This window comes from Helicobacter ganmani (assembly GCF_003364315.1).
In the GTDB taxonomy this organism is placed as follows: Bacteria; Campylobacterota; Campylobacteria; order Campylobacterales; family Helicobacteraceae; genus Helicobacter_D; species Helicobacter_D ganmani.
Genome location: NZ_NXLS01000002.1, coordinates 83,094 through 99,362, shown reverse-complemented (window position 1 = coordinate 99,362; position 16,269 = coordinate 83,094). Strand labels below are relative to the sequence as shown.

Sequence of the window (16,269 nt, the reverse complement as noted above, 5' to 3'; positions counted from 1 at the left end):
TTATAAATTTTTATTGAAAACTTTATAAATTTTAGATAGAATCTAATCTTTACTTAAATTAAATATTTTTTAAGGTATCCGATGAAATTTTTTTATTTCCTTTTATTGATTGCAACTTTGGGATTTGCTCAATTTGACATAATGGGTTATGATACGCACAGCGAGGAGGTTTTAAAAACCTTTGATGTAGAACCAGAATTTTTAAACAATGAATATTTTGTTGATGTGAAAAATTCTTTTTTAAGTGATGCGAGACAAGATTATTTGCTACAAAAATTCAAAAGTGGCTATGAGTTTATTCCTACACTTAAAGAAATGTTTTTAAAGGAAGGAATCCCGCAAGAATTCCTGTATCTTGCGATGATTGAATCTGGATTCTCTTTGACTGCTAAGTCTAGCAAACGCGCAATAGGAATGTGGCAGTTTATGCCCAAAACCGCTAAATCTTTAGGATTGGAGATTAATGCTCAAATTGACGAGCGCAAAGACCCAATCAAATCCACAAAAGCTGCAATTACTTATTTAAAGCAATTAAAAGAAAGCTTTGGTAAATGGTATCTTGCTGCAATTGCCTATAATTGCGGTGATGGACGCTTAAGGCGCGCAATCAGCGAAGCGGGTAGTGATTCATTGAGTGTGCTTTTAGACCCTGAAATCAAATATATTCCATTAGAAAGTCGTATGTATATTCGCAAGATTCTTTCTGTTTCTTTGATGTTTCGCAATGTGGATACCTTAAAAACGAATAATTACGATTATTTCTTAAATCGTGGAGCAAATTCTTTGCTTACTTCAATTGAGGTGCCACCAGCTACTCCATTAAGCAAAATTGCCGCACAAGTGGGATTGAGTTTGAAAGAGTTGAAATATTATAATCCACAATTCAAACGCAATATCGCTCCAACTTATGCGAAATCTTACTCTGTGTATGTGCCTTATCAGTTTTTGGCGCGCTATAAATCTGAAGTGCAAACTAAAGAAAAATTACAAGTTAAATCTTATTTGGTACATCGCGTAGGCAAGGGAGAGACGATTCATTCTATCGCCAAACGTTATGGTGTGCCAAGCAAACGCATTACGCAATACAACGCGATTCAAAATGCAAATTCCCTTTCTATCAATCAAGAGATTATTATTCCTCTTGAAAAGGATAAAGCGTGAAAGGTTTTTATGGGATTTTGTTAGGTGTTATTTGGGCAGCTTTTAGCCTGAATGGTTGCTTTTTTGGTAAGAGTGATGTTTATTATAATCCCTCTTCTACGACACAATCTACGCCAGATTATGGAGTGATGAATACAAGCCAACAAGCACATAAAGCCACAATGAAACCTTATAGAGTCAATGGAAAATGGTATTATCCAACACAAGTAGCATTGGGAGAAACTTATGAAGGAATTGCGAGTTGGTATGGTCCAAAATTTCACGGCAAAAAAACTTCTAATGGAGAAACTTATAGTATGTATGCGCATACAGCGGCACATAAAACTTTGCCTATGAATACGATTGTGCGTGTAACAAGCAAAGAAAATGGTAAATCTACGATTGTGCGCATTAATGATAGAGGTCCTTTTGTAACGGGGAGGATTATTGATTTGTCTAATAGTGCGGCAAGAGATATTGAGATGGTGGGTAAAGGTACGGCACGCGTGCACTTAGAAGTTATTGGCTTTAATGGCACGATTTCAGATTCTATGCCCCTCAATCAAGAAACTTTGGCAAGAAGCGAATACAAAGTCGCGCATACGCAAGAGAGAATGCAACTTTCGCATTTCCTTGTGCAAATTGGTGCTTTTAAAAACAAAAGTGGTGCTGTGAAATACCAAAGCACCCATGCAAATGCGCACGGCTATCAAGCCGTGATTCGGGAATATGTTGCGCAAGGCTCTCCTATTTATCGTGTTTTATTGAGTGGATTTAAGAGTGAGGCAGAGGCAAGGGATTTTATCGCTTCACAAAAAATAGCAGGAGCATTTATTACTACAGAGTAGTTTGATGTAAAGAATCCAAAGTTTAAGTTATTTTAAAGAAAGGTAGATTATGAAAACTCTTACACGCAATACCAAAGAAACGAAAATCACTGCAACTTTAGAAGTTTATGGTGAGGGTAAGGTGGAGATTTCAACAAAAATTGGATTCTTTAATCATATGTTAGAATCGCTTTGTAAGCATGCAAATTGGAATCTTAAATTGCAGTGTGTGGGCGATGTGGAGGTAGATTTTCATCATAGTGTGGAGGATTGTGGAATTGTGCTTGGTGCCTTGTTGAAAGATTCGCTTTTTCCAATTCAAAAAGTGGAACGTTTTGGGAATGCTTCTATCGTAATGGACGAGGCATGTGTGGAGTGCGACTTGGACCTTAGTAACCGTCCTTTTTTGTTTTTTGATTTGGAAACTAGAGGCAAAGTTGGCGATTTTGATTGTGAGCTAGTAGAAGAGTTTTTTCGTGCTGTGGTTATAAATGCTGGAATCTCTGCGCATATTGTTCAAAAACGTGGCAAAAATCAACACCATTTGATAGAAGCTTCCTTTAAGGCTTTTGCTGTTGCTTTGCGTAGAGCAAGTGCTAGGAATGAGGCACTTGGAATCCCAAGCACAAAGGGGATTCTATGATTAAGTTGATTGTGTTAGATGTAGATGGAACTTTGAGTGATGGGAGTCTGATTTATAGCAATGAGGGTGTAGAAATGAAAGCGTTTAATGTAAAAGACGGCTTAGGAATTGCGATGTGGATTAAACTTGGAGGAGAAGTTGCAATTATCACAGGACGCAAATCCAAGTTGGTTGAAAACCGAGCACGAGAACTTAGAATCACCTATCTCAAACAGGGTGTAAGCGACAAGGCAAAAGCTTTAGAGGAGATTTTAAAAGAAGCAAATCTCTCGCTTAAAGAAGTTGCAATCATTGGAGATGATTTGAATGATTTGAGTATGCTAAAGCTTGTCAAATATTCCTTTGCACCCTCTGATGCGGTAAAAGAAGTGAAACGAAATGTTCATAAAGTGCTTAAACATAAGGGTGGTAAGGGTGCTGTGCGTGAGATGATTGATGATTTAATAAAAAAAGAAAAATTACAAGTTAAACTTTATGAAATCTTTGCTTAAAATTAATCAACTCAAAAGTGGTCGCTTAATCCCGATATTTTTTCTTTCTCTTTGCGTGTTGAGCCTTGTAATGGTTGCGGTTTTAAATGGTAAGAAAACGCAAGATTTAAAGGGGAGAGAAAAAGTTGCAAGATTTGAGGTTTTTAATTTTGAATATTATCGGATAGGCGCACAAGGAGTGAGCGTGGTTGCGCTTGGAAAGAAAGCGCGTGAGAATGTGAAAGGAATGAATGAGTTGGAGCATTTTAGTGTAACGAATTTTACTTTTCCAAGTCAAGAATCTCAACGCAAAGAAAAGGTGCTAGGGCAAGAAAATTTACAATCTAGCTTTGCACTTTATGATAATCAAGAGATTTTTTTTCCTCAAGGTGTGAATTATCAACGCAATAAAACAAAGTTTTGGAGTCAAATAGCACAATATAATCCTGATATAAAAGAGCTAAAAGGAGAGGGGGAATTTATTGTTTTGGACGAAAACTATAAGATTCGCGGGCAGAACATCACGTATAGAGAAAATAAAATCTACGCAAAAAATATTTATGGAATCTTAAAGGTAAAACAATGAAACACCTGTCTAAGGTTTTGTTTATTTTGTTGATTCCTTTTGTTTGGGCAGAGGAGATTGAAGTAAGCGCAAAGGAACTCATTGGAGATGAGCAACGCAAATTAACCCAACTAAAAGGCAATGTAGAAGTCAAACGTGCCAAGGATAATTTGAAAGCAGATGAGGCTTTTATTTATCTTGATTCTAATAATCGCCCAAACAGAATGCAAGCCATTGGAAATGTGCGCTTTTGGCTTACTTTACAAGATGGACGTAGGATTGAGGGAAGGGCAAACGAAGCACTTTATTTGCCTTCCAATCAAGAATATCAGATTTTGGGCAATGCAGTGGTAAAAGAGATAGCCAAAAATAATGTCGTAAGAGGCGATAAAATCATTATTCGTTACAAAGAGGGTTTTATTAATGTTTTGGGCAATGAAGAAAAGCCTGCGCGTTTGATTTTTAAACTTGAAAAAGAGCCAAAATGAGTCGTTTTATCCTAAAGTCTGCTCAATTTCAAACTTCCGCTCAAACATTTGCGCAATGTCCTCCACCGATGATTTCTGAAGTAGCATTTTTGGGGCGTAGTAATGTAGGCAAAAGCACATTGATTAATTTAATTTGCAATCAAAAAAATCTTGCTAAAAGCTCTTCTACGCCTGGAAAAACGCAATTAATCAATTTCTTTTTAACAGAATGGAAAGAAAAGATTGCTCAAGAAAGCTTGGACTCGGATACTTTAAAGGTTATGTTTGTAGATTTGCCCGGTTTTGGTTATGCCAAAGTTGCAAAAAGTCAGAAAGAATTGTGGAATCGCAATTTGGTAGAGTTCTTGCGCAAACGCGACAACATTCGGCTGTTTGTGCATTTGGTGGATAGTCGCCATCCTTATTTGGAGATTGATTTGAATCTTGTTGCTTTTATTTCGCAGTTTCTTAGGGCTGACCAACACTTAGTGCAGATTTTTACAAAATTTGATAAACTGAAGGCAAACGAGCAAAGTAAGCTTAAATCTACATTTCCCAAAGCCAAGTTTTCTAGCTCCCTAAAAAGACAGAATCAAAATGAAATTGTAGATTTTATTCTTGAAAATACACTAGGGAGAAAGGTTTTGGAGGAAGTATGATTATTACACGACCTGTTTTAAAAGATATTTCTATGATGCGTGAAATTGTGCGTCCAGAAGTGGAACGTGGCATAATTTTGGAAAGAAGCGCAGAAATTATGGCAAATATGATTCGTTCTTATCGTGTAGCTTGGGAGGAGGAATCCGTGTTAAAAAGCGTTCAAAAAACCCCTCAAGCCAAATTGAAATTAGAATCCACAAGCTTAAATACATTAAAAAACCCCATTATGTTGGGATTCTGTGCTTTGCATATCCATTCTTTGGAGTTGGCAGAAGTGCGCAGTTTGATTGTTGCGCCTTTTGCTCAAAGATTGGGCGTAGGAAGTGAGTTGATTTTAGATTGTGAGGTGGAGGGTAAGGCACTTGGGGTAAAGGAAATTTTAGTTTTGACTTATAGGCGGGCTTTATTTGAGAAATTGGGATTCCAAGAAGTGAGTAAAGAAAATATACCAAATCAAAAAATATGGGCGGATTGTATTTTATGCAAACATTTTCCACTATGCGAAGAAATAGCACTGATAAAAAAAATCTAAAAATCTTTTTTTTGATTTTTATCCTCGTCATTTATCTTTCTTTAACAGATATTTTTTATTTTTTGCCACCGCTTTTTGGCGTGATGTATGTGATAACTCAAGAAAAATACAAGGAGCATTCCTTTGGATTTTTTTATTTTTTAGTGCCATTTTTTTTGTATTTTGAGGCAAGTAAAGGATTGCCATTTTTTAGCGTGATTTTATTTATTGCAATGTCTTTTGAAATTTTATTGCCTAAATTTCGTAAATTTTTTGGATATAGCAAGGTTTTTATACCTCTATTTATCACTTATGCGTATCTTGGTTATTTTGCATTTTTAAAGATTTTTGGATATTTTTTAGACATAGATATGCCGCAAATTTCGTGGCTGGTTGGTTTGTATATTGCATGTGAAATCGTGTTAATATGGTTTATAATGTGGATTTTATGATGAATACGCGAATAACGATATTTTTTGTAATGTTTGTGCTTTTTTGGGTGGTATTATTAGTAAGAATTTTTGATTTAAGTATTTTAAATCAAAAATTCTTTCAAGAACAAGCCGAAAATAATATTTTGCGTGAGGAATACATTGTGCCTGTGCGTGGGCAGATTTTAGACCGATATGGAGAACCGCTTGCTACAAATAATGTGGGTTTTATGCTCTCCTTGCCTCCTCGTCTTTCTTTGCGTTCCAATTTGCCTTTGTTGGAAAAAGAAATAGAAAAGCTTTTGGTGTTTTTTCCACAATATTCTAAGGAAGAATTGATTAAAAATTATCGCCATAAGGATTCCCCTTATAATCACGATTATATTCCTGTGATTGAGTTTGCAGAGCATTTTTTCATTATGCAGCATTATGCGCAACTCGCCCAAAGTGAAATCTTGCGTATTATTCCTTTAGCGCGTAGATATTATCCCAATCTTACTTCTGCTTCGCATGTGATTGGGTATGTGAGCAAAGCAAACCAAAAGGATATTGAGAGGCAGCCTATCGCTAAATATACGGGAAATATTGGTAAAGAGGGATTGGAACGACAATATGATGCTTATTTGCAAGGAGAGATTGGAAAGCGAATCGTCAAGGTAACGGCACTCAATCAAGAAATGGAAATGGTTTCTTATAAAGAAGCAATTGAAAATCACGATTTAATCACAACATTGGACATTAGGATTCAACGCGCAATGGACGAGATTTTTGAGGATAAAAATGGCGCAGCAATCGTGATGAATGCGCAAAATGGTGAAATTTTGGCTGCGGGAAGTTATCCAGAATACAACTTAAACCATTTCGTTGGCGGAATCTCTTATGAGAATTGGAATCTCTTGCGTGATAGCCCTTATAAACCTTTAATTAATAAGTTTATTAATGGCTTATATCCACCCGGCTCTGTAATTAAAATGGGAATGGGATTGGCTCTTTTAGAATATGCAGGGATTAGCGAAACAACAGAGATTAAAACCCCAGCTTTTATAGAGCTTGGAGGCAGAAAATTTCGTGATTGGAAAAAAGAGGGGCACGGAAGTGCGGATTTGTATAAAGCTTTGAAACGAAGCGTAGATGTGTATTTTTATATTCTTTCTTTACGCACAGATTTTGAAAATATTGCCAAAGTGCTTCAAACAATGGGATTGGGAAAAAAAACAGGAGTGGATTTGCCCAATGAATTTACCGGAATCGTGCCAAGTCCAAGTCTCAAAAAAGCTCGTTTTAAACAAGATTGGTATTCAGGGGATAATGTTGTAAGTTCTATCGGGCAAGGGTTATTTTTGACTACTCCTTTGCAGATTGCAAATTATACCGCCCTCATTGCAAGCGGCAAGCTACCGATTCCTCATTTTGCCAAAAAGAAAATGGAAGAAGAGATGGTCTATTACCCTAGAGATGTCTTAAGCGATTTCCAAAAGAGCAAGTTAAATGTATTAAGAGAGGGAATGCGTCAAGTTTGTTCAGAAGCAGGTGGCACAGCAAATTTAGCTACAAGAGAATCCAAAGCCTATCTTGCTTGCAAAACAGGCACAGCGCAAGTGGTAGGTATCTCGCAAGCGGATAAGGATAGAATTAAAGAAAAAGATATGGATTATTTTCATCGCTCGCAAGCTTGGATTACCGGTTTTTTGCCAGCGGATAACCCAAGTTATGTTATTACCGTGATGGTGGAGCACGGAGGAAGTGGTAGTGGAGCGGGCGGTCCGGTCTTGGCAAAACTCTCAAATGTATTGGTGGATTTGGGTTATGTGCAATCTCGCAAAGGGGTGAAAACACCTAAAGTTGTGAATCTTGCGGATTCTAACTTTGAAGCAGAGGCGGAGTAGGAAATGAAAAGTTTAAGCCAAGAACCCCAAGCAGAGTTTATAGAGTCTCTACCCAAGCTATTAGAAAACAAAAGGATTATTTTAGGCGTAAGTGGTAGTGTCGCGATTTATAAGTCTTTGGAAGTAATAAGAATCTTGCAAAAATTAGGTGCGAATGTGCGCGTCGTGATGAGTGAAAGTGCGCAAGAATTTATTAATCCTTTGCTTTTTGAGGCGATTTCACATTATCAAGTTTTGACACAAAAGATGCAAAGTTGGGGGCAGAATCCTTGCAATCATATTGAGCTTGCAACTTGGGGTGATATGTTTTTAATCGCACCAAGCAGTGCAAATACCTTGAATAAAATTACAAATGGAATCGCAGATAATGTGTTATTAGAAAGTTTTTTGGCTTTTGACAAAATGAAGCTCCTCGCGCCTGCGGCAAATACCAAAATGCTAGAAAACCCTGCTATTTTAGAATCACTAAAGATTCTACAAGCACGTGAAGTGCAGATTGTTTTGCCACAATGCAAGGAGCTTGCGTGCGGAATCGTAGGCAATGGAGCGTTGGCAAGTCCTTTAGAAATCGTGTTTCATCTCTTGCGCAGTTTATTGAAGGATTCGTTTTGGCAAGGGCGCAATGTGTGTGTAAGCGGAGGAGGAAGCAAGGAAGCAATAGATGATGTGCGCTACCTATCAAACTTTTCTAGTGGCAAAATGGGAGCGTCTTTGGCATTAGCCGCTTATTTTTTGGGTGCAAATGTTTGCTTTGTCAGTTCAAAAATGCCCTATCCTCTGCCTTTGGGTATAAAGATTCAAAAAGCAGAATCTAGTGAGGATTTTTTCAATGCGATTCTTTCTTGGCAAAATGATAGTTTTTCTACGCAATATCCTTTTTTGTTTATGAGTGCGGCAATCAGTGATTATCTCCCACAAAAAGCACAAGGAAAGCTCAAAAAGCAAGAAATAGGCGAGATATGGAATCTAAAATTACAAGAAAATAAAGATATTTTAGCTACATTGCCTAAGATGCAAAAAACGATTGGTTTTAAGTTGGAATCGCAAATTGAGAAGGAAGTAAGTTTGCAAAATGCACGTAATGCGTTAAGAAAAAAGCAAATAGATGCGATTTGTTTAAACAATATTACCTCATCTAACAATCCGCTAGATTCCCAAAAAAATCAAGTGTTTTGGATACAAGATTCGTTATTGGTAGATTTGGGATTCTGCGATAAGCTAAGTTTGGCTTTTAAGATTTTGCAACAGGCGAAAAATTTATGATAAAACAACTAAGCCAACTTGCGCAAGTTCAAAATACATTGCAAAATTCTGCAAACAAGCCCACGCAGTTTAATGCCTCATTGCCAATGAGGTTAGAAGTAATGGAAAAAATGCAAGGAATCCGCTATATGCTGAAAGTCGGCAATATTGCAATGGAGACAAAAAGCCTAAAAGAGTTAGAGATTGGAGGGAGATATTGGGCGCAAATGGCACGTGGAAGCACAGGAGGGATTACGCTTTCTAACCTCATCAAGCAACCTGATTTGCTTAAAGAACAAAATGTCCCGCTAAGGCTTAGTAGCGAGACAATGCGGGAGTTTTTACAAGGTGAGAATCCCTTTGATGTGATGAAAGGATTTTTAAGTGAGCGTTTGGCAAATGCAGAATCTAGGTGGGAATTTGCATTTTTGAGCCATATGTTAATGTCGTTGAAACAAAAAGTTCTCACACTTCCTTTGCATTACGATGATGAAAGTAAAGAGGGCTTAATGCAAATGCGTAAAAAGAAAGTGGGCTCGCAGGAATGTCTAGAGTTTTATTCTGTGTTTGCGAATCTCGGAGCAACTTGGGGGTTGCTTTGGGATTTCAAAGAGGGTGTGCGGTTGGATATTAGCGTGATGTATGAGGGTGTAGCGCGTTTGTTGCGTGAGAATCTAGGTGAGTTAGAATTTATTTATGAAACAAACATCAATGTAGATGGAGGAATCGTGCCTTTGTATGACTTTAGCGATTCTTTACTAGATTTAGAGGGCTAAATGCACTTAGCACTGATTATGGACGGCAATGGTAGATGGGCAAAACAGCACCTAAAACCTCGTATTTTTGGACACAAGGAGGGTGCAAAAAAGATTCGTGAAATCACAGAATTTTGTGCTAAAAGTGGAATCAAATATTTGAGCCTTTATGCCTTTTCTACGGAAAATTGGAAGCGTCCCAAAGCGGAAGTAGAATATCTTATGAAACTTTTGGGGGAATATTTGGTAAAGGAGCGACAAACTTATTTGGAATCCAATATCGTCTTTAAAAGTATTGGAGATATTAGTAAGTTGAGTTTAGAGCTACAACAAGAAATCAAGTCTTTAGAGACGCAAACACAAGCAGAGTGTAATGGGCTAACACAGATTTTGGCATTAAATTATGGTGCAAAAGATGAGTTAAGGCGTACCTTTATGATTTTACGCCAAAAGCAAGAATGTGAGATTAATGAAGAGAGCATTGCGCAAGCCCTAGATACAAGCGGGATTCCTGATGTAGATATGCTTGTGCGCACAGGAGGAGAAATGCGCCTCTCTAATTTTCTTTTATGGCAGAGCGCGTATGCGGAATTGTTTTTTACACAGACTTTGTGGCCTAGCTTTAGCGCGCAAGAGCTAGAATCTATGATTGCAGAGTTTTATCAAAGAAACCGCCGCTTTGGCGGACTATAACTTATCTTGTTTTGTTTGTAGAGCTTTGCAATCCTTTAAATGTTTCTTTTGTCCTTGTTGTAGCATTTGTGGCAATTTATAATCTTGTATAAATTAAACCTACCACTGCATTCTTGCAAGCGAAGTGAAGCAATCCATAACCTTGCGAAAAGTGAATTGTCAATGGCAAGATAAAAATTGTGGATTTGTGCTAAAGCGGGCGTGCGTTGCGTGAGTCTCCACCTAGCTCACGCAACTGCTTCATAAGTCGTGCGCTAAGAAAATTTTGCAAATTCTCTCACAAGGACGCACATTAACTTGTCTTGAAGGCATAGCCTATAGCATACGACTTGTAAGCAAGCCCGCTTCGTAGAGGAAGATAGAACCCTCATAAGAAATATTTTTCAATATGTCCTTTTTGGCGTAGCTTAGATACAAAATCTCCTTTGCCCTTGTAACTGCGACATAAAACAGCCTACGCTCTTCCTCCAAGCTCCCGCCTTGATTCATCAGCTTTTTATTTGGAAATCTCCCCTCCATTAAATCCACTATATAGACTTCGGCAAATTCTAAACCCTTGCTTGCGTGAATACTTAGCAGGTTGATTCCCTCTCCTTCGCTCATTTCACTAGAGCCCAAAACCATTGCATTAAGGAATCGTCCAAGCTCATTGTAATGACTTGCTAAATCTTTTAATAGCGAGATTTTACGACTAATACGTTCTAGCGATTCTATGCGTCTCTCTTCACTAATGCCTCCCTCTTTTGTGATAGAACGTTCTTTTGCAAGTTTTTGTGCGACAATCTGAAAAATCGGCAAGGAGCTGATTTTTGAAATCAATTCATAGGGTCTGTCGTTTGCGGTAAAGGAATCAAAAAAGCAATAAAGTGCATTAAGAAATTCCACGCCTTCTTTGGTAAGTTTGGGGTGGGTTAGGATTGGATTGTCCTTGAAGCCTGCTTGCAGATTCATTGAAGAAAAGCGTGCGACATTGCTAAACTCTATCCAGTCATCAAAAAGCCCTAATTGTGTATTTTGCGCCTTTTTCTTGAAGGGTTCTTTAATAACTTTATCGGGGTAGAGCAAACCTTGTATAGGACTGTTGTGTCCTAAGGCTAAGAGAGCTTCATAAATATCCTTTGCAAGTGCATTTCCGATTCCTTTTGCTTGGGCTAAAACGTGGATAAAGGACATCATATCCTTAGCGTTAAAGAGTAGGGAGCAAAGATTGAGCATATAAACGATTTCTTTGGAATCAAAAAAACTCACACTTCCCTTGCGTTTGGAGGGGATTCCGATTTCACGCAGGCAAGCTTCAATGCCATCCGCGCTAGAATTGTTGCGAAAAATCACCGCAATTTCACTAAAGGGACGATTGGAAAGTTTAATTTTGTTTGCGATTCCGCTATATTGCGCGAATAATTCCTCATAAACTAATAAAGTAGGTGTTCCAAAGTTTTGCATTTTGACGACTTCTAGTTTTTTGGGATAAATGCGAGGATTTTTTTCAATCACGCGATTGGCAAGATTTAAAATCGGTTCAGTGGAGCGATAGTTTTTAGTTAAACTGAAAATTCTGCCGTCTTTGTATCTTTCCTTGAAACTTCCTATAATGCTAATGTCTGCGCCATTGAAAGCATAAATACTCTGGTCATAATCCCCCACACAAAAGATAGAGGGAGGATTAAGGGCTTGGAGGATAGAATCTTGCAAGGGATTCGTATCTTGGTATTCATCTACAAGGACTTCTTTGTAAGGAGATTGAGACTTTTCTATCGCATTTTTGTAGTGGAGCAATAAGTCGTTATAATCTACATAATGATATTCGTTTTTGAGTACTTTAAATTCTTCCCAAACATCTAAGTAGATTTCTACATATTGGAGCTGCTCGGAGTTTTTGCGCTCTAGCCAAGATTTGAAATCCTCATTAATGGTTGCATTAAAATAAAGAGAAAATAAATCATACAGATAGTTTGCTCCATAGGGAGAAACGCAAGAAGCATTTAAAAAAATGCGTTTGTCATAGAGGCTTTTAAATAAAACTTTCAATTCTTTTGGTTGTTTTAAGATGACGGATTCTTTTGACTTTAAATACCGATAAGCCACCGCGTGAAAAGTGCCAGCTTCAATTTGCTGGATAATCTTGCTATCAAACTTCATCGCAAGGCGCGCTAACATTTCTTGAGCGGCTTTGTTGGTAAAGGTTAGCAATAAGATTTCGTTTGGAGTGATTCCGTTTTGCAATAAATGAGAGATTCTACCTACAATAGTAGAGGTTTTGCCTGTACCTGCAGAGGCAATGATGAGATTATGCCCACAAGGAGCTTCTGAAGCTTCCTTTTGCTGGGCATTGAGGGTTGAGAGGGACAACCCGACTATTCTTTAATATAGTTTTTGATAGATTCTGCTACACCAAAATTTGGATATTCTTTGGCATTTAAAACGACTTGTGCTAAAGTTTTGTTGTCGTCATTTAAAATAATAGGCGCTAAGAAATTGATACGAATTTCAGATTCTTTTTCACGCACAAAGACACAAAATACTTTTACCTTTGAGTTTTTGTGAATATCAAGCAAAGTTTGAATCGCAACAGGCACTTCAAAGGAATACTCACGCACTTTGTAAGGATTAATCAGCAACAATTCTACATCTTGCCCTCGTAAGGATAAAAATCCTAATGCTCCGTCATCTACTTCTGCAAATTCTACTTCGCTGACATTATCAAACCCTAAAATTGGGGATTTTATATGAAATTTTTCACCTTTCATCATGAACTCCTTTTTTGATGTAATTCCGCATTTTACCATAATTTTAGCTCTAAATCCATTTTTAAGCATTTTTAAAATGAAAAATAAAGAAATTTAAATTTTTATTGGTAAAATTCTAAATTCAAATCAAAAGCTAGCAAAAACTATTCCAATTTTATTTTGCTATGCACAAAAGGGCTTTTATGCAAAACGATTCAGGGAAAAATCCACAAGAAGAGCAAAACTCCAAAGCGCAAAATACCTACCAACCCAAAGAAGTAGAATCTGCTTATTATAAATTTTGTGAGGAGGCGGGTTATTTTGAAATCAATGGAAATCAAGGAATCCAAAAGGCAGGCAAGAGATTTTGCATTATGCTTCCACCTCCTAATGTTACAGGCAGTTTGCATATCGGACACGCACTCAATCATACCTTAATAGATATTATTGTGCGTTATAAACGAATGGACGGGTTTAAGACGCTTTGGCAGCCCGGACTTGACCACGCAGGAATTGCAACGCAAAATGTTGTAGAAAAGCAACTTCTTGCGCAAGGAATCAAGAAAGAGGAGTTAGGGCGCGAGAAATTTATCCAAAAAGTGTGGGAATGGAAGGAAAAAAGCGGCGGAATGATTCTAAATCAAATGCGCAAACTCGGCAGCTCTCCCGCTTGGAGTAGGGCGCGATTTACTATGGATACGGGATTGCAAAATGCAGTGAAAGAGGCTTTTGTTAAGCTTTATGATGAGGGATTGATTATTCAAGGCAAATATATGGTGAATTGGTGTACCCACGATGGTGCGCTTTCTGATGTGGAAGTAGAATATAAAGAAAACAAGGGAAAACTTTACTATTTGCGCTATTTTCTAAAAGACTCTAAAGACTGTGTTGTGGTGGCTACCACGCGTCCAGAAACTTACTTTGGTGATAGTGCGGTAATGGTAAATCCTAGTGATTCTAGGTTTTCTCATCTTGTAGGTAAAAAAGTGATTTTGCCGCTTTTGAATCGCGAGATTCCAATCATTGCAGATTCGCATGTAGATATGGAGTTTGGGACAGGTGCGGTAAAGGTAACACCCGCACACGATACAAACGACTATGAAGTGGGCAAGCGACATAATTTAGAGCAGATTGTAGTGTTTGACAAGTATGGAATTCTTAATGAAAATGCAGGAGAATTTGCAGGAATTGAACGACTAGAAGCACGAGAGCAAATTATAAAGAGGCTAGAATCACTAGGCTTTGTAGAAAAAATTGAGGATTACCAAAACAAGACAGGGCATTGTTATCGTTGCGGAAACATTGTAGAACCTTATATTTCTAAGCAGTGGTTTTTGAAAAAAGAGGCGGCACAAAAAGCAATTGCTAAAATCAATGCAAATGAGAGCAATTTTTTCCCTGCGCAATGGAAAAATAATTATAATGCGTGGATGCGGGAGCTTAGGGATTGGTGTATTTCGCGCCAACTTTGGTGGGGACATCGGATTCCTGTATTTTATTGTGATTCTTGTGGAGGGCAGTTTGCAAGTGTGGAATCTCCAAAGGTTTGCAAGCATTGTGGAAGTGAGGCAGTAAGGCAGGATTCTGATGTGCTAGATACTTGGTTTAGTTCTGCGCTTTGGCCCTTTTCAACGCTTGGTTTTGGCAATGGTAAATGGGGTGAGGGTGAGGTATGGCAAACAACGGATTTAGAGGAGTTTTATCCTAACTCTTTGTTGATTACAGGCTTTGATATTTTGTTTTTTTGGGTTGCTAGAATGTTGATGATGGGAGAACACTTTTTATCTAAACTCCCTTATCCCGATATTTATCTGCACGCACTTGTCCGAGATGAGTTTGGCAATAAAATGAGTAAGTCTAAGGGAAACATTGTAGATCCTTTAGAAAAAATTGAGGAATATAGTGCCGATGTGTTGCGCTTCACTCTTGCGATTCTTTGTGCTCAAGGACGCGATGTAAAGCTCGTGCCAAATCAGCTAGAAATTAGCAAAAACTTCACAAATAAGCTTTATAATGCGTGTAACTTTTTGCTTTTGAATGAAAAGAAATTCCCAAATCTAAGTGAGTTAAAAGGAATTAAAACACCTCTTGGTAAGTATTTGGCACAGCTTTTAAGCCAAAATATCACCGAAGTGCGCGGATATTTGGAATCCTATCGCTTTAACGATGGCGCAAGCACGCTTTATCGCTTTTTGTGGGGAGAGTTTTGCGATTGGGGGATTGAACTGAACAAGGCAGATAAGGATTCTATTGTAGAACTTGGTGCGATTTTTAAAGAAGCAATGAAGCTTTTGCATCCCTTTATGCCCTTTATTAGCGATTATTTGTGGCATAAGCTAGATGGTAGCACATTAGAGCAAAGTGGCTCTATAATGGTGCAAGAATATCCAAATTTTGCCTATCAAGACACAGAAAATTTCGCTACTTTTGAGCTGATTTTGGATTCTATTGTTTCTATTCGGCGGGCAAAGGCAACGATTGATTTAGCAAATCAAAAAATAGCAAAAGCCTATGTGAATGCTAGGATTCCAGAATCTATGCGTGAGCTTTTTGTGCGCTATGTTTGCAAGCTAGCCAAAGTGGAATCCTTAGAGATTGTTGAGGCTAAGATTCCAAATTGTATAGTAGATATTACAGAAAAGCTAGAAACTTATTTGCCCACAGCAGAAATTGATTTAGCCCCTATCATCGCAAGGCTAAGTAAGCAAGCGCAAAAAACACAAAAAGAGATTGACAAACTAGAAGGAATGCTCAAAAATGAAAAATTCTTAGCCAATGCGCCTAAAAATGTGCTAGAAACAAATCAGCAAGCCCTAGAGGAGCAAAGACAAAAGCTCGCTAAAATCACAAAAGAATTAGAAGCACTAAGGGGATAATATGGTCTTTACTTCCTTTGTCTTTCTCTTTGCCTTTTTACCCTTAATGCTTTTAGGATTCTATGTTTTAAGATTCTATCAGCAAGATTTTCTTGCCAAAGTCTTTTTAATCTTAGGAAGCTTATTCTTCTATGGCTTTTGGAATCCCTCTTATCTTGTTTTATTGCTTGGAAGCATTGGAGTAAATTTTTTGATTGGAAAAATAATCCTTAATGCAAACAAATTCTTGCTTTCTTCCTCTTTAAACTTGAGCGGGGGGGGGGGCAAAATAGCCTTTATTTAGAATCCTCTCCTTTTAATCCTAATTGCACTTTTAGTTCTACTCCCAAGCAGATTTTTAAGAATCCTAAGCCTTACCTTATTCTTGGCATTCTATT

The 16,269-nt window shown here is 37.7% G+C and carries 17 protein-coding genes; 15 read left to right on the top strand and 2 right to left on the bottom strand.

What is annotated here, in order from left to right; genetic code table 11:
• Positions 1-81: 81 nt before the first annotated feature.
• From CQA43_RS02415 to CQA43_RS02355, 13 genes are all read left to right on the top strand, one after another.
• Positions 82-1,161 (top strand): lytic transglycosylase domain-containing protein, encoded by a 1,080-nt coding sequence (locus tag CQA43_RS02415; protein WP_115551029.1) that lies wholly within the window; start codon positions 82-84, stop codon positions 1,159-1,161.
• Positions 1,162-1,289: 128 nt separating this feature from the next.
• Positions 1,290-1,988 carry a septal ring lytic transglycosylase RlpA family protein gene (locus tag CQA43_RS02410; protein ID WP_115551238.1) on the top strand — a complete coding sequence of 233 codons (699 nt, stop codon included), beginning with the start codon at positions 1,290-1,292 and terminating at the stop codon, positions 1,986-1,988.
• Between the two features lie 49 nt (positions 1,989-2,037).
• Complete coding sequence (gene hisB / locus CQA43_RS02405) at positions 2,038-2,610, top strand: imidazoleglycerol-phosphate dehydratase HisB (protein WP_115551028.1); 573 nt, start codon at positions 2,038-2,040, stop codon at positions 2,608-2,610.
• A complete protein-coding gene (locus CQA43_RS02400; protein WP_115551027.1) occupies positions 2,607-3,101 on the top strand; it encodes a KdsC family phosphatase in 495 nt (164 codons plus the stop codon). The genes hisB and CQA43_RS02400 overlap by 4 nt, the downstream gene beginning before the upstream one ends.
• A complete protein-coding gene (locus tag CQA43_RS02395) occupies positions 3,085-3,666 on the top strand; it encodes a hypothetical protein (RefSeq protein ID WP_115551026.1) in 582 nt (193 codons plus the stop codon). Before CQA43_RS02400 ends, CQA43_RS02395 begins: the two co-directional genes overlap by 17 nt.
• Positions 3,663-4,133 carry a lipopolysaccharide transport periplasmic protein LptA gene (gene lptA, locus CQA43_RS02390; protein ID WP_115551025.1) on the top strand — a complete coding sequence of 157 codons (471 nt, stop codon included), beginning with the start codon at positions 3,663-3,665 and terminating at the stop codon, positions 4,131-4,133. Before CQA43_RS02395 ends, lptA begins: the two co-directional genes overlap by 4 nt.
• A gap of 8 nt (positions 4,134-4,141) precedes the next feature.
• A complete protein-coding gene (gene yihA / locus CQA43_RS02385) occupies positions 4,142-4,771 on the top strand; it encodes a ribosome biogenesis GTP-binding protein YihA/YsxC (protein WP_407918773.1) in 630 nt (209 codons plus the stop codon).
• Complete coding sequence (locus CQA43_RS02380) at positions 4,768-5,304, top strand: GNAT family N-acetyltransferase (protein WP_115551023.1); 537 nt, start codon at positions 4,768-4,770, stop codon at positions 5,302-5,304. Before yihA ends, CQA43_RS02380 begins: the two co-directional genes overlap by 4 nt.
• A complete protein-coding gene (locus CQA43_RS02375; protein WP_245944196.1) occupies positions 5,271-5,735 on the top strand; it encodes a hypothetical protein in 465 nt (154 codons plus the stop codon). The genes CQA43_RS02380 and CQA43_RS02375 overlap by 34 nt, the downstream gene beginning before the upstream one ends.
• Positions 5,735-7,600, top strand: coding sequence for a penicillin-binding protein 2 (gene mrdA / locus CQA43_RS02370; RefSeq protein ID WP_115551021.1), 1,866 nt, complete (start codon positions 5,735-5,737; stop codon positions 7,598-7,600). Before CQA43_RS02375 ends, mrdA begins: the two co-directional genes overlap by 1 nt.
• Before the next feature lie 3 nt (positions 7,601-7,603).
• The gene (coaBC, locus tag CQA43_RS02365) at positions 7,604-8,863 is read left to right on the top strand and encodes a bifunctional phosphopantothenoylcysteine decarboxylase/phosphopantothenate--cysteine ligase CoaBC (RefSeq protein WP_115551020.1); all 1,260 of its coding nucleotides are present in this window, start codon (positions 7,604-7,606) and stop codon (positions 8,861-8,863) included.
• Positions 8,860-9,618: a hypothetical protein gene (locus CQA43_RS02360; RefSeq protein WP_115551019.1), complete on the top strand. Its 759-nt coding sequence runs from the start codon at positions 8,860-8,862 to the stop codon at positions 9,616-9,618. The genes coaBC and CQA43_RS02360 overlap by 4 nt, the downstream gene beginning before the upstream one ends.
• A complete protein-coding gene (locus CQA43_RS02355) occupies positions 9,619-10,290 on the top strand; it encodes a di-trans,poly-cis-decaprenylcistransferase (protein WP_115551018.1) in 672 nt (223 codons plus the stop codon).
• A 315-nt stretch (positions 10,291-10,605) separates the two neighbouring features.
• On the opposite strand, the gene CQA43_RS02350 is transcribed toward CQA43_RS02355, so the two are convergent.
• Positions 10,606-12,639: an ATP-dependent helicase gene (locus CQA43_RS02350; protein ID WP_115551017.1), complete on the bottom strand. Its 2,034-nt coding sequence runs from the start codon at positions 12,637-12,639 to the stop codon at positions 10,606-10,608.
• Between the two features lie 5 nt (positions 12,640-12,644).
• A complete protein-coding gene (fliW, locus tag CQA43_RS02345) occupies positions 12,645-13,037 on the bottom strand; it encodes a flagellar assembly protein FliW (protein WP_115551016.1) in 393 nt (130 codons plus the stop codon).
• Positions 13,038-13,219: 182 nt separating this feature from the next.
• Here fliW and CQA43_RS02340 point away from each other — a divergent pair, with 182 nt between their 5' ends.
• On the top strand, positions 13,220-15,892 hold the full coding sequence (locus CQA43_RS02340; RefSeq protein ID WP_115551015.1) for a valine--tRNA ligase: 2,673 nt from the start codon (positions 13,220-13,222) through the stop codon (positions 15,890-15,892).
• Between the two features lies 1 nt (position 15,893).
• On the top strand, positions 15,894-16,175 hold the full coding sequence (locus CQA43_RS02335) for a hypothetical protein (protein WP_115551014.1): 282 nt from the start codon (positions 15,894-15,896) through the stop codon (positions 16,173-16,175).
• Positions 16,176-16,269: the final 94 nt, after the last annotated feature.